Source organism: Rhodococcus tibetensis (genome assembly GCF_024438035.1).
Taxonomy (GTDB): Bacteria; Actinomycetota; Actinomycetes; order Mycobacteriales; family Mycobacteriaceae; genus Rhodococcus_F; species Rhodococcus_F tibetensis.
On record NZ_JANFQF010000026.1, the window covers coordinates 56,005 to 69,994 of the forward strand.

The 13,990-nt window shown below is 66.8% G+C and carries 9 protein-coding genes; 3 read left to right on the top strand and 6 right to left on the bottom strand.

Annotated elements, in window-relative coordinates; genetic code table 11:
• Genes NOF53_RS24100 through NOF53_RS24120 form a run of 5 tightly spaced genes read right to left on the bottom strand, consistent with a single transcriptional unit; the run spans nucleotide 1 to nucleotide 3,587 of the window.
• Nucleotides 1–1,566 carry a polyamine aminopropyltransferase gene (locus NOF53_RS24100; protein WP_255973554.1) on the bottom strand — a complete coding sequence of 522 codons (1,566 nt, stop codon included), beginning with the start codon at nucleotides 1,564–1,566 and terminating at the stop codon, nucleotides 1–3.
• Nucleotides 1,567–1,578: 12 nt separating this feature from the next.
• Nucleotides 1,579–2,049 (bottom strand): DUF350 domain-containing protein, encoded by a 471-nt coding sequence (locus NOF53_RS24105; protein ID WP_255973557.1) that lies wholly within the window; start codon nucleotides 2,047–2,049, stop codon nucleotides 1,579–1,581.
• 28 nt (nucleotides 2,050–2,077) lie between these two features.
• Nucleotides 2,078–2,443, bottom strand: a complete 366-nt coding sequence (locus NOF53_RS24110) for a DUF4247 domain-containing protein (RefSeq protein ID WP_305087271.1) — start codon at nucleotides 2,441–2,443, stop codon at nucleotides 2,078–2,080.
• A gap of 44 nt (nucleotides 2,444–2,487) precedes the next feature.
• Nucleotides 2,488–2,994 (bottom strand): DUF2617 family protein, encoded by a 507-nt coding sequence (locus tag NOF53_RS24115; RefSeq protein ID WP_255973562.1) that lies wholly within the window; start codon nucleotides 2,992–2,994, stop codon nucleotides 2,488–2,490.
• Complete coding sequence (locus NOF53_RS24120; protein WP_255973564.1) at nucleotides 2,991–3,587, bottom strand: DUF4178 domain-containing protein; 597 nt, start codon at nucleotides 3,585–3,587, stop codon at nucleotides 2,991–2,993. The genes NOF53_RS24115 and NOF53_RS24120 overlap by 4 nt, the downstream gene beginning before the upstream one ends.
• A gap of 197 nt (nucleotides 3,588–3,784) precedes the next feature.
• On the opposite strand from NOF53_RS24120, the gene NOF53_RS24125 reads away from it, so the two are divergent.
• The 3 genes from NOF53_RS24125 to NOF53_RS24135 are packed head-to-tail and all read left to right on the top strand — an operon-like array spanning nucleotide 3,785 to nucleotide 12,611.
• Nucleotides 3,785–4,432, top strand: coding sequence for an isochorismatase family protein (locus NOF53_RS24125; protein ID WP_255973620.1), 648 nt, complete (start codon nucleotides 3,785–3,787; stop codon nucleotides 4,430–4,432).
• Nucleotides 4,433–4,491: 59 nt separating this feature from the next.
• Nucleotides 4,492–11,550, top strand: coding sequence for a non-ribosomal peptide synthetase (locus tag NOF53_RS24130; RefSeq protein WP_255973566.1), 7,059 nt, complete (start codon nucleotides 4,492–4,494; stop codon nucleotides 11,548–11,550).
• Nucleotides 11,547–12,611 (top strand): iron-siderophore ABC transporter substrate-binding protein, encoded by a 1,065-nt coding sequence (locus NOF53_RS24135; RefSeq protein WP_255973568.1) that lies wholly within the window; start codon nucleotides 11,547–11,549, stop codon nucleotides 12,609–12,611. Before NOF53_RS24130 ends, NOF53_RS24135 begins: the two co-directional genes overlap by 4 nt.
• A gap of 13 nt (nucleotides 12,612–12,624) precedes the next feature.
• On the opposite strand, the gene entS is transcribed toward NOF53_RS24135, so the two are convergent.
• The gene (gene entS, locus NOF53_RS24140) at nucleotides 12,625–13,890 is read right to left on the bottom strand and encodes an enterobactin transporter EntS (protein WP_255973621.1); all 1,266 of its coding nucleotides are present in this window, start codon (nucleotides 13,888–13,890) and stop codon (nucleotides 12,625–12,627) included.
• Nucleotides 13,891–13,990 lie beyond the last annotated feature (100 nt).

Genomic DNA, 13,990 nt, shown 5'->3' on the forward strand with positions numbered 1-13,990 from the left:
TCAGCGCTCGTAGCCCTTACGCATGTCGTCGACGATCCGCGGCCGGTCCAGCGTCGAGGGCTCGAGCACGCGCGGGGGACGGTCGCGGGAAAAGACAGCGGACGCCGCGAGAGTGGGTTCGTCGAGGAACCGCAGGTCGGGCACGTCCGACGGGAGGTGCAGTGACGGGGCCTCGGGGTCCGGCGAGGCGAGGACGAATCCCCAGTCTCCGAAGCTGGGCACCAGCACGTGGTACGGCGTGACGCTCAGGCCCGCCGACGCGACCGTGGACGTGGTGCGCCAGAACGCGTCGGGTGTCGAATAGGGGCTTCCCGCTTGCACGACCATCAGGCCGCCGGGCTCGAGTGCGCCGGCAACGAGCCCGTAGAACTCGGTGGAGTACAGGCGTCCGAGCGCCGGTGTGTCGGGATCGGGAAGGTCGACGATGACGGCGTCGAACCCGTTGCCGGGTGGATCCCGCAACCACCGGAAAGCGTCGTCGATCACCACGTGCACGCGGGGATCCTGCAGAGCGCCCTTGTTGAGGTCCGCAAGGCGGGTAGAGGCGAGTTCAACCACGGCGGGGTCGAGTTCCACCTGCACGATCTCCCGCACCCCGTTCAGCCGCAGTACCTCACGGGCGGCGAGGCCGTCACCCCCGCCGAGGATCAGCACCCTCTCCGGGTTGCGGGCCATCGCCGGGTACACGAGGGATTCGGTGTAGCGGTGCTCGTCGGCACTCGAGAACTGGAGGTCACCGTCGAGGAACAGACGCACGTCATTGCCGCGTTCGGTGACCACGATCTCCTGGTACTGCGACCGCTCGGCCGCCACCACCGGGTCGGTGTACAGCCGTTGCCGTGAGGTGGTCTCGATGCCGTCCGCGCGCACCAGCAACACGGCGATACATGCAGCCGCCAGGAGTAGCGCCACCACCGCGAGCAGTCGGGTGCGCACGCTCAGTTGCCACCGCAGCAGGATCAGCGCCACGACCGCGGCCGCCACGAGATTGATGATTCCCGTGATGGCGGCACCGCGGATCATCCCCGCGACCGGAAGTAGAACGAACGGCCAGAGCAACCCACCGACGAGTGCGCCCGCATAGTCGGCAGCATTCAGGTTGGCCAGCACTTTGCCAGTCGTTTCGGCGTCGTTGTCATTTCGCCCCGACTGCAGCAGGGTCATCAGCAGCGGTACTTCGGCGCCGACCAGGACACCGATGAGTGCTGTGGCGAGGACGAGAACGACTGCGCTCGAGCCGAAGAACGTAAATGTCACGTACAGCGTCACTGCGCTGAAGCCCCCGGCGAGGCCCAGTACGATCTCCACGGCGACGAACGACACGGCGGCGTGGGAGAGCAGTGGTTTGGCGGCGAGAGCGCCCACGCCGAGCGCCGCCACGAACCCGGCGACGATCAGCGAGGTCTGGGTGATGCCGCCACCGGTGAGGCTGATCGAGAGCGTGAGCAGAGCCAGTTCGTAGATCAACCCGCAGGCGGCGCAGGCGGCGACCGCCGCGAGGAGGAGCACTCGGGAACGTCCGTCGAGCGCCCGCTTCGTCCCGGACTCTGCCGCTACCGCCGTCATCGGATCAGGGGATCAGGTGAGGGCGGCCGCGTTGACGAGTCCGATGGCGAAGAGCGTCGTTCCGACAGCCCACGCGGCACCGCACATCTGCGGGTTGCCGACCAGTTCGACCAGCCGCCCCGGCAGAAGGAGGTTCATGAGGCGCAGCGCGATCAACTGGAGGAGCACGCCGAAGAGACCGTAGACCGCGGAATCGGCGAGACCCTGGGCGAACCCGTCGTCGCTGGTGAGGATGGCCGAGACGACGATGACGGCGAGGGCGAGGTGGTTGGCCGCGAGAAGGATGGCCGCATTCGGATTCTTGTCGATGTACACCTGGTGGCGGAGGTTGCCGGGCGTGGCCAGGTCGAGGACCAGGAAGCCGACACCGAGGACGGCGATGCCGATCACGAAGTACGCCAGGGTTCCGAGCATGCCGCCCACGAGGAGACCGACGTCGACGGTGCCGATTTCGGTGGTTGCGGCCGTATAGGTGGTGTTCACGCACTACTCCCGAGTTGTGGGTCGATGGTCATTTGGCATCGCCGGATCCGCCGCTGCCGCCGGCACCGCCGGCCGGTGAGCCAGGGTTGAATCCCGGTCCCAGGTAGGCGAATCCACCGCTTCGATATCGGCCGTCGATGTCTTCCACGCGGATGAGGCTGCCGCCGCCGGGGGCCCCACTGACGGTGACGATGTCGTCGTCGTAGCGCAGGTACTCGTTGCCACCGTCCGCTTTGCGGGCGGCTGGAGCTTCTTCGCTGACAATTTTCGACACCGTGGTCCCGATGGGATCTTTGGACGTGTACGTCTTGACGTCGCCGGTGGTGTTCTGGTGCGCGTACGTGTCTCCGATGAAGTCGCGGATATTGCCACCGCAGGCGGTGAGCACCAGCATCACGAGTAGTAGCGGGGCGAGCAGCGCCCGCCTGACATTGGGTGTCACGGCTGCCACCTACTTCGCGTCTGCACGATCACCCCGTCCTCCTCGCCCGGATACAGGTGCCAGGTCTGCCAGGCCCACCCGCCCGCGTGTTCGGATTGCGCGGTGAGGGCGGTCAAGGCTGTGCGGGCGCCGGGGAACGACCCGCAGATCCACCCGTCCACCTCGGTGGCCTGACCGCGCAGCCACTCGGCAGTGTGTTCCAGACATGCACGGTCGACCGTCCTGGTATCGGAATTGAATTGGTAGCCGCTCGCCCTCTCGGACACCGGCAGCGGCTGACCACCCGCCCGCACCGCATCACACGACACCTGCTCGGTGATGCGGTGCCCGGCAAGGGACGCCGTGACGGCGTGCGACGCGCCGAGCACGCCCAGGATGACGGAATCGTTGCCATCGACGACGGTGAGTTGAGCTAGGGGAATCGGGGTTTCGGCGTTCACGACGAGCCCGAGCGCGCGGGCCGTCACATCCCGCGACTCGACGTCCAGGATGTGCAGGCTCATTGCGGTGGACCCGAATGGATGACGGTGAGCTCACTGCGGGTGACGGCGCGGCCAGTGGATACTTCCCACGACTGCGTCCGCGCCCAGCGCTCGAAAGACAGCAGTCCGGTCTTGTCTGCGGTCTCGTAGTCCGCGTAGTCGACGAGGCCGCTCGGCGCCGTTCCGGTGGTGCCTTCCGCGGTGAACGAGGCAGTGCCCCGCTCGATCTGCCGGTGCACCCTGTCGTCGAGGATCACGTCGCCGTTCGGCTCGAGGCCGGTGCCTTCGCGCCGCATCCACAGCGTCATCTCCAAGTTGCCCTCGTCGTTCTCGACGGTCAGCCAGCGCTGCCCGGTCGAGCCGTCGAGCAGGTGTTCGTGCCAGATGTACCCCTCTTCGTCGAGGGTGATGGTGCCGCGCACCACGTGGTCGATGCCCGCGTACGTGATGATGTCGCCGACACCGATCTTGTACGGGTCGTACACCTCGGGGTAGTCGGCGAGCGGGTCGACGCGGGCTGCGGGCGCAGACTTCTTGCTTGTCCGGCTCCGCAGGATCAGCACGATGCCGACGATCACGACAACGATCAGCACCAGCAACAGCAGCTTGGTCAACGGTCTCTCCTGGCTCGGCGGTTCCGGCACGTGAGGTCCGTGACCGGCCCCCACCGGTCTGTCACCTTACTGTGCGACGCCTTGTCCGGTCTTCCCCGAGCGCAAGAGGTACCGATTGCACAAGCGACATAGCCAAGGCTAGCCTAACCAAATGTTCGAGGGGTTCCATCAAGGTTCGACCGACAGTGAGGGAATACATGGCCATCCCGCCGATTTCGCCGTACCCGATTCCGGAAGTTCACGAAGTGCCCGAATCGAAAGTCTCCTGGCGTCTCGACCCCCGACGATCCGCACTGCTCATCCACGACATGCAGAACTATTTCGTCGACGCCTACGACGTGCGGTCGGAGCCGATGTCGACCGCTCTCGCCAATATGATCCGGATCCGCGAAGTCTGCTCGCTCGCAGGAATCCCGGTCGTCTACACGATGCAGCCCGGGGACCAGCACCCCTCACGTCGTGGCATTCTCGCCGATTTCTGGGGGCCCGGCCTTTCGTCCGGGCGCGACACCGAGGTGATCGAACCGCTGGCACCACGCGCCGGCGACATCCAGGTGACGAAGTGGCGGTACTCGGCATTTCAGCGCACGGACCTCCGGCAATTGCTGGGCCACCACGGGCGTGACCAGCTGATCGTCACCGGGGTCTACACGCACATGGGATGCATGCTCAGCGCGGCCGAGGCCTTCATGTCGGACGTAGCGCCCTTCCTCGTCTCCGACGCGACCGCCGATTTCAGTCGCGAAGAACATGTGATGGCACTGACGTATGCGTCCAAACGATGCGGTTCGGTGCTCACCACCGACGCCCTGGTATCCGCGCTCACCCCCCTCGAAGTCGGCTGATCACCGCAGAGGTCACCACCGAAGAACCACACGCCGACAAGTACCAGGAGCACCGCCAGATGTCCCTTTCGATTTCGTCGCCGACCGCCGGGGAAACTGCGGAGGGCACGACTGCACTGTGCCTGACCGCTGCTCAACGTGAGTTGTGGGCGGGGCATCAGCTCGACGAGACCGGATCGGCTCACACCACAGCCGAGTACGTCGACATCGGCGCAGCCGTGGACGCCCGGGCCCTGACATCGGCCGTACGGACGATGATCGACGAGGCCGAGGTGCTGTCGGTTCGTTTCGACGCCGAACCGGATGCCGAACCCGTCGACGTGCTCCAGGTGCACGATCGACGCTGCGGTCCCGAGGTCGAAACCTTGGAGCTGAGCAGGGCCGCCGCCCTCGAGTGGATGCGGGCGGATGTCCGCCGACCGATCGACCTCCTCGCGGCCGCTCCACTCGTGCGCACCGCCGTCATCCGCGTGGAAACCGGTGTCCTGTGGTATCTCCGCGCTCCGCACGTTCTCCTCGACGCTTACGGCTATTCACTTCTCACGCGCCGGGTGGCGGCCCTCTACACTGCTCTCCAGCAGGGCACCGATCCACGGCCCGCCCGATTTCCCACACTGCGGGATCACGTCGAGCAGGCCCGGCAACTCGACTCCGCACTACCCCAACCGCAGCCGCGAGCGAGCACTTCCGTCACCTTCACCGACGCCACCCGCCGCCCGACTGCGGAGCCGCACCGCGTCGCGCTCGGCCTCGGGTCGGACGTGTCCACCGGCTTGCGGGCTTCCGCGTCGGCGAACGGCGCCACCTGGGCGGAGGCGGTCTATGCTGCCGCCGCCACCTACCTCGGTGCCCACACCGGCGCCGACGAGGTCACCCTCCGGGTTCCGGTACTCGCACGCACAGGTGTGGAACTCACATCACCGGTGACGGCGACGAACATTGTGCCGCTCCGCCTCTCGCTCGGCGGGCACCCCACGTTCGCCGACGTGATCGGCCGGGCGGCTGCCCAGCTGGCGGCGACACGCCCGCTCCAGCGGGTCCGGAACACTTATCAAGGTTCAGGCGGCGGTCCGGTGGTCAACGTCAAACCCTTCGACGCCGCAGTACGTTTCGGCCCGTCCACCGGTGTGGTCCACCAGGTGGCCACCGGCCCGGTGGACGACGTGGTGATCTCCGTGACGGGCGCGGGAGATGAGCTCACTCTCGAATGGGCCGGCAATCCCCTGGTGTACAGCGCAGACGAGATTCATGCCCACCTATACCGGTTCGCGCAGTACCTTCAGCGCATCTCGTCCACACCCGGACCGGCGTCGACCGTAGATATCTGCGCCGCCGACGAGTTCGCGCTGTGGCAGTCGGCGGCCGGACTTCGCCGGGTTCCGCCGCCGGTGCCGAACACGGTTGCCGAAACGATCGTCTCCACCTTCCTCGTCCAGGCTGACCGTCATGCCGGTCGTCGGGCGGTGAACGAGCTGACCTACCGGGAACTCGCGCACCGCAGTGGGACTCTCGCGCGCCGACTTCAGGACGCAGGCGCCGGTCGCGGCACCGTGGTGGCAGTCAGCCTGCCGAGAGAGACCGACCTGATCGTCGCCATCCTCGCGGTCCTGCGATGCGGGGCGACCTACCTCCCGATCGATCCCTCGTCACCGGCAGAGCGCGTCGACTTCATCCTCCGTGACGCCGAGCCCACTCTCGCCATCGGCTCGGCCGATCTCCTGGGCCACCTGCCCCGGGTCGACTACCACGTCAGCGAGACCGAACCGTCGCTCCCCCTCGGCAGTACGGTTCGAGCCGAAGACATCGCCTACATCATCTACACGTCCGGCTCCACCGGTGTACCCAAGGGTGTTCCCATCCTGCACCGCAACGTGATGCGTCTGTTCGCGGCCACCCGCGACTGGTTCACCTTCACCGCGGACGACTGCTGGCCACTGCTGCACTCGTACGCCTTCGACTTCTCCGTCTGGGAGATGTGGGGGGCTCTGCTTTACGGCGGGCGACTCGTCACCGTTCCGGAGGAAGTTGTCACCTCACCCGCGGACCTCGCGACACTCCTGGTCGACGAAGGTGTCACCGTGCTGAACCAGACGCCTTCGGCCTTCGGCCATCTGGTGGATGCGCTGGACGCCGAAGGCGCGAGGGAGCGGCTTCGGTTGCGGTACGTCGTCTTCGGCGGGGAGGCACTCGATCCCGCCGTGCTGCGCTCCTGGTTCGCCTCCGGCTCGTCCGGTGAAACCGAACTCGTCAACATGTACGGAATCACCGAGACCACCGTGCACGTGACGGCCGCCCGGGTCACCGCTTCCGATGCCGTCGACATCGGAGTTCCACTCGGCGACCTGCGCACCTACGTCCTCGGACCGGGACTGCGCCCCGTACCGCCAGGCGTCACCGGGGAAATCTATGTGTCGGGGCCCGGGTTGTCGCCGGGGTATCTCGGCCGCCGCGGCCTGACTGCCGGCAGGTTCGTTGCCGACCCGTTCGTACCGAACGGCGCACGGATGTACCGCACGGGCGACCTCGCGCGCTACGACGCCACCGGCTCCCTCGACTACCGCGGCCGGGTAGACGATCAGATCCAATTACGAGGATACCGAATCGAACTCGGCGAGATCACGGCAGCGATGACGGCGGTTTCCGGGGTGCGGGCCGCGGTCGCCACCGTCTACGCACCGAAGGCCGGGGACGACAGGATCGTCGGGTACCTCGTACCCGAACCCGGGTCTGCTCCGGACGTGACCGAGGATGCGGTGCGGGGGCACCTGATACGCACGCTGCCGGGCTACATGACACCGTCGACGTTGATGCTTCTCGATCGGTTGCCGCTGACGTCCAACGGCAAGGTCGACAAACTGGCACTGCCCGTCCCGCGCTGGCGTGGAGAATCCGCCGACGGTCCGCGGACGGACGCCGAACGCCGCATCCTTGCCCTGTTCACCTCCGTGCTCGGGGCCGAGCAGATAGGCATCCACGACGACTTCTTCACGCTGGGCGGCAACTCCCTGCTCGCGGCGGCCCTGGTGTCGTCGATCGGTGCGGAACTCGGTGTCGCGCTGCGTGTCGCCACGATCTTCGACAACCCCACCGTGGCCGGAGTCGCTGCGCGCGTAGAGGAGACCGGCGGAACGGCCACCGTCGCCGGCCCCACTCCGCGGAGCATTCCCGAGGGCACGCCCGTGCCGTTGTCACCCGCCCAGGAACGGCTCTGGTTCCTCGACAGTGCCGCGGGTGGCGGAACGTATCTTCTCGGCCTGGCGGTGAACTTCGACGTCGCACCGGATCCCGACGCTCTGGCTCTTGCGCTCACGGATGTCGTCACGAGGCACCAGTCGCTGCGTACGGTCTTTCCGCTCGTCGACTCCGTTCCGCATCAGGTGGTATTGCCCGCCGGGCAGTCGAAGGTCCGCCTCGAACGCGTCGACAACATTGGGAACATCGAGGCCCACATCTCTGCAATGACCACGGTGGGCCTCGGATTGGCCGAGCAACCACCGCTGCGCGGCGTTCTGTACGAACCGCAGCACACGTTGGTTCTGTTGATCCATCACATCATCGGGGACGAGTGGTCACAGTCGAAACTGCTCGGCGACCTGGCCTTCGCATACAACGCCCGCCGCGCCGGCCGGCCTCCGGTGTTCGAGCCGCTCTCCCTGCAGTATCCCGATGTTGCCGTGTGGCAGCGCGAACGTGCCGCCGACGGTCAACTCGACTACTGGGAAAAGCACCTGGCGGGACTGCCGTTGGAACTCGGCTGGCGCACGGACCGTCCGCGCCCAGCGCTGCCGACCCATCGCGGTGCCAGTGTGCACCGCACGTTGTCGCCGACGCTGCACGCCGCGATCGACTCCCTCGCAACAGAGCGGCGCGCCAGCTTCTTCATGATCGTCCACGCCGCCGTCGCCGTTCTGCTGGAACGACTCGGCGCGGGCGAGGACATCGCGCTGGGCGTCCCTGTCGCCGGCCGCAACCACCCGGAACTCGACGGCATGGTGGGCTGCTTCGTCAACACCGTCGTCCTTCGCACCGATGTGTCGGGGGCTCCCACGTTCGATCAGCTGGTCGACCGCGTGCGGACGGTCGACCTCGAGGCGGTCGACCACTCCGACGTCCCCTTCAACCGCATCGTCGAACTGGTCAACCCACCGCGGTCCAGCGCCCGCCATCCGCTCTTCCAGGTGATGCTGTCGCACTGGAAGGAGGACGGTTCACCGCAGCGGTTCGACGGCACGGAGTCGTCGGTGCGAATGCTCGACGCGACGTCCGCCAAATTCGACTTGGCGCTTCGCTTCCAGGAACACGCGGGTCAGGGCGGGGTCGACGTCACCATCGAATACTCCACCGAACTCTTCGATGACGCCACCGTCGATTCTCTGGCCGACCGCCTCGCCGTGGTGATCGAGCGACTCGTGGACCGTCATGACGAGTCCATCGCCCGGCTCGACATCCTCACCGCTATCGAGCGTGCGCAGGTGCTCGGCGCATGGTCACATCGGGGCCATACCATCACGGCCCGTACGTTCGACGAGTACTTCTCCGCGCAGGTAGCCCGCACGCCGGACGCCGAGGCTCTCACCGTGGGCCGCACTGTCCGACCGGCGACGTCCCTCACGTACGGCGAGCTCGATTCTCGCGCGAATGCACTTGCGCACCTCCTGATTGCGCGGGGCGCCGGACCGGGAGACGTGGTGGCTCTCGCGCTCGACCGTTCAGCCGAGTTGATCGTCGCCGTCCTCGCCGTGCTCAAGAGCGGCGCCGCCTACCTACCGATCGACCCCACCTATCCGGCGGACCGGATTGCGCACATGCTCGCCGACGGCTCACCGGTCGCCGTCGTCACCTCGTCCGCCGGGGTACCTGATCGCACCCCGCTGGGCACCGGCATTCCGATGATCGATCTCGACGACATCCAGGTGCAGACGCTTCTGGACGCACACCCGGCCGTAGCCGTCACGGACGACGATCGCACCCGGCCACTGAGACTCGACGACGCGGCGTACCTGATCTACACGTCCGGCTCGACGGGTGTGCCGAAGGGCGTGGTGGTCCCACATCGCGGCATCGCGGACCTGCTGTCGTTGCAGTCGGACGTGATCGGCATGGATGCCGATACCCGGGCACTGCACTTCTCTTCCATCAGTTTCGATCTCGCGTTCTGGCAAATCATGTGGGGCCTGCTGTCGGGCGGAACCCTGGTGGTCGCCACGGACGCCGACCGGGTCCCGGGTGAACCGCTCGCGCGCGTCATCCGCGACCACCGGGTGAACTTCGTGGGGGTTCCCCCGTCGTTCGCGGCCGCGTTCCCTCCCGAGCATCCGATCCCGGGTGGTGTCGACCTGATGCTCGGTGCCGAGAAACTCCCGGCCCAGCTGATCGAGCGATATGCGCCCGGTCGCCGGTTGTTCAACGCCTACGGCCCCACCGAGTGCACGGTCAATGCCACACTCGCCCTGGTGCAGCCAGGACACGAGGGCCCGGTACCGATCGGCGTCATCGATCCGGGCAAGCACGCGTATGTACTCGATTCGGGCTTGCGGCCGGTACCACCCGGTGTATCCGGTGAGCTGTACCTGGCCGGCGACAGCGTCACCCGCGGCTACCGTCACCAGAGCACGAAGACCGCCGAACGATTCGTCGCCGACCCGTTTGGAGACCCCGGCACCCGCATGTACCGGACGTCGGACGTCGTCTGGTGGGGTCGGGACGGGCAGATCTACTTCACTGGCCGCGCCGACACACAGGTGAAGGTGCGCGGGTTCCGCATCGAGCTCAACGAGATCGAGGCCGTGTTGTCCGGTGACCCGGACGTCGAGCACGTCGTGGTCGTGGTGCGCGAGGACCGGCCCGGCGATCAACGCCTGGTCGCATACGCCACGTCGGTTCCCGGCGGCCGCATCGACCCCGACCAATTGCATCGCCGTGCCGCCAGTCGTCTGCCGGACTACATGATTCCCGCGGCGTTCATTGCGGTCGACGAGTTCCCGACGCTCCCCAACGGCAAGCTCGACCAATCGTCTCTGCCCGTCCCCCATCTGTCGTTGCAGGTGTCCGAACGCGGTCCGCGCACGGCACGCGAAGAAGTGCTGTGCCAGTTGTTCGCCGAGGCGCTCGGCATCGAGCGGGTGGGGATCGACGACAGCTTCTTCGACCTGGGCGGCCACTCACTGATGGCAGCGGGGCTGATGAGCGAGATCTCGAAGCGGCTGTCCGTGACCGCGACGGTGGCTTCACTGTTCGCCGCACCGACCGTCGCGCAACTCGCCGATCGGCTCGACGACGACTCCGACGCCGACGCGCTCGCCGTCCTCCTGCCGTTTCGCACCGAGGGCTCCCGGCCGCCCGTGTTCTGCTTCCACCCGGCAGGCGGAATCAGCTGGGGTTATTCGGGACTGCTGCGGCACATCGACCCCGCCTACCCGCTGTACGGGGTGCAGGCGTCGAACCTGTCGACCTCGTCGCGGCCACCCGAGACCCTTCAGGACATGGCTTCCGAGTACCTCGAGCACATGCGCACCGTGCAACCGACCGGGCCGTACCACCTCCTCGGCTGGTCGCTCGGCGGAGTGGTGGCACATGCCATCGCGGGCACGCTCCAGGAGCAGGGTGACGATCTGGGCATGCTGGTGATGCTCGATTCCTTCCCGTCCGATGCGTGGGCGTCGATGCCGACGGAGCAGGACGCGTTGGCCGCGCTGCTGTACATGGTCGGCTACGATCCCGAACCGCTTCTCGCAGAGGGACTGACCCGGCAGCAGGTGATCGATATTCTCCGCGGTGAGGGCAGCGCCCTGGCCGGAATCAACGAGCACACCCCAGCCGCGATGATCGACAACTTCGCCAACGCCGTGCGCCTCGAGTCCGAGCCTTCGCAGATCGTCGTCAATTCCGACCTGCTCTTCTTCACTGCGGCACGCAATCCCGCCACGGCGGCCACGCACCGACTGTGGGAGCCCTACGTCAACGGCACGATCGTCAATCACGACCTCGACTGTGAGCACAAGGACATGACCCAGCCCCGATGGATCGGGGAGGTCGGCACTGTGGTGAACGCCGCACTGGCCGCGTTCGGCTCACACACCCCGCAAACCCATCAAGTAAGAGAACAGGGAGATCGATGACAACGTCCGGAAGATATTGGCGCAGAACCGGGATCGTGATGCTCGCGGCAACCGCCCTGCTGGCCGGCGCCTGCAGCGAGTCGAAGTCCGGTTCGACCGACTCGGCGGCATCCGCCACCGGACAGGCCGATGCGTCGGCCTTCCCCGTGTCGATTCAGTCGGCACTGGGCACCGCCGAGATCACCGAAGCCCCCGAGCGTGTCATCACGCTCGGGTGGGGCAGCGAGGATGCCGCGCTCTCACTCGGCGTCGTTCCCGTCGCCGTCCAGAACATGAAGTCCGATACCGGAACCGACGACGGCCTCCTGCCGTGGTCGCGGGCCCGCCTCGAGGAACTCGACCCGAACGCCGAGCCCACCTTGCTGACGGCGTCGAGCAAGGAGATGCCGTACGAGCAGATCGCGTCGCTCGATCCCGACGTCATTCTCGCCGTGCACTCGGGCCTGAACCAGGAGCAGTTCGACAAGCTGTCGGCGATCGCGCCCACCGTTGCCTACCCGGAGCGCCGCTGGGCGACAAGCTGGGAAGACCAGATCACCACCGTCGGTAAGGCGCTCGGCCGGTCCGCACAGGCCGAGGAACTGGTCACGAACACGCAGGACGCACTGGCCGAGCAGAAGTCGCAGCACCCCGAATTCGCCGGAAAGACCGTGGCGTTCGGTAGCGGCACCGAACCGGGCTCGTACAACTTCTACTTCGACACCGACCCGCGGCTGAAGATGCTTGCCGGCCTCGGATTCACCGTCGACCCGCTCGCACAGCAGCTGCGGGAGAAGAGCGACCAGACCAAGTTCGCGGCTCCGGTCAGCCTCGAACTGCTGCCCACCTACAACCCGGACGTTCTGCTCGCGTGGTACCTGTCGCCGGAGCTGCAGAACGAGGTGCAGTCGAACCCGTTGTTCGCCGGTCTGAAGTCGGTGCGCACCAACTCCTACCTCGGCCTGACCGACCCGCCGCTGGTGTTCGCGTCGAGCTCACCGAACGTCCTGAGCATGCCGTGGCTGCTCGACAAGCTGGTTCCGCAGCTCTCGCTGGCCGCGAACAACGCCTCGACCAGCTAGTTCCCGACTGGTGTCACTGTGCCGCCGCCGAGAGGTCTACCTCTTCGGCGGCGGCACTGCTGTAGGTGCGCAACCCCTTCAGGACGAGTGCGAGGACGGCGAGGACGGCGATGCCGCCGGCACCGTAGAGCAGGAATGCTTCCCGGGGCCCGACCGCGGCGCCGACGGCACCCGCGACGAGTGCTCCCGCCGCCGAGCCGGTGGAGATCTGCGCGCCCCACACACCGGCGACGCGGCCCCGGTATTCCTCCGGTGTCTCGGTCTGGATCACCGCGTAGCGCAGGATGTCCCCGACGACCCGTCCGAATCCGTGTGCCGCAAGACCGAGGAACGTGACGGCGAACATCGGCACGGCGCCCACACCGACCAGACCTCCCGCCGCGATCATCGCCGCGAGGAACACCACGAGCCCGCCTCGACGGGCCGTCCCGGTCCAGCCGCTGGTGAGCGATCCGGTGAGAGCGCCCACGGCGGGTGCGCTGTAGAGGAATCCGGTTGCGGCGGGGCCGGTATGGAGCACCTCACTCGCATAGGCGGGCAGCAGGACGTTCCATCCCGTGAGCATCATCGCGCAGAAGCCTACGAGCAGAGTGCCGCCCACCACGGAATCCTTCGCGGCGTAGGTGAATCCGCTGACGATCGAACGCAGTGGTCCCTCGGTGTTCTCGACGGGCGGCGGCAGCGAAGGCAACCGGGCGATGCAGTAGGCGGTGATCGCCGAGGAGACGGCGGCCAGCACATAGTTGGTGCCCACCGAGGTCGCCGCGATGATCATGCCGCCGATCGCCGGCGACGCAACGGTGCCGAGGTCGGCCATGACCGTCATCAGTGCCCCGGCGGCCGCCATCTTGTCTTTCGGGAGGAGCGACGGAATCACGGCCATCAAGGCAGTCGACGAGATGCCGCCTGCAAATCCCTCGATCACGCCACACAGGTAGATCACCCACAGCTGCGGTGTCGGCAAGAACGCGTTGAGCGCCAGGATCGCGAAGGCGATACCCGCGCCGGCGCGCGCGAGAGCGATGACGGGTCGCCGGTCGTACCTGTCCGCGATCACTCCACCGAACAGAGTTCCGATGAATACCGACGATCCCACGACGATGCTGGCCGCGCCGACGGAGAGTGTGGAACCCGTCATGTCGTACACCTGCAGCGGCACCGCCACCAGTAGGAGGCCAAGTCCGAAGATCGAGATGGTGCGGGCAACGAAGATGTACCGGAATTCGCGACTCGTCCGTAGCGGCGTCAAGTCGATTGCGTATCTCGAGAATCCGGCCATCGTCATCCATTCACACTCGGTTGCAGAAGCTCTCCGTACCCGCTCGCGGGAACCCAGAACAACTATGCTTAGGCTTCACTAACTCAGCAACCTACCCCAT

Coding starts and splice junctions, on each gene's coding strand:
- NOF53_RS24135 (WP_255973568.1), top strand. CDS start 11,547: ATGACAACGTCCGGAAGATATTGGCGCAGAACCGGGATCGTGATGCTC.
- NOF53_RS24115 (WP_255973562.1), bottom strand. CDS start 2,994: ATGAGCCTGCACATCCTGGACGTCGAGTCGCGGGATGTGACGGCCCGC.
- NOF53_RS24110 (WP_305087271.1), bottom strand. CDS start 2,443: ATGCTGGTGCTCACCGCCTGCGGTGGCAATATCCGCGACTTCATCGGA.
- NOF53_RS24100 (WP_255973554.1), bottom strand. CDS start 1,566: ATGACGGCGGTAGCGGCAGAGTCCGGGACGAAGCGGGCGCTCGACGGA.
- NOF53_RS24130 (WP_255973566.1), top strand. CDS start 4,492: ATGTCCCTTTCGATTTCGTCGCCGACCGCCGGGGAAACTGCGGAGGGC.
- entS (WP_255973621.1), bottom strand. CDS start 13,890: ATGGCCGGATTCTCGAGATACGCAATCGACTTGACGCCGCTACGGACG.
- NOF53_RS24125 (WP_255973620.1), top strand. CDS start 3,785: ATGGCCATCCCGCCGATTTCGCCGTACCCGATTCCGGAAGTTCACGAA.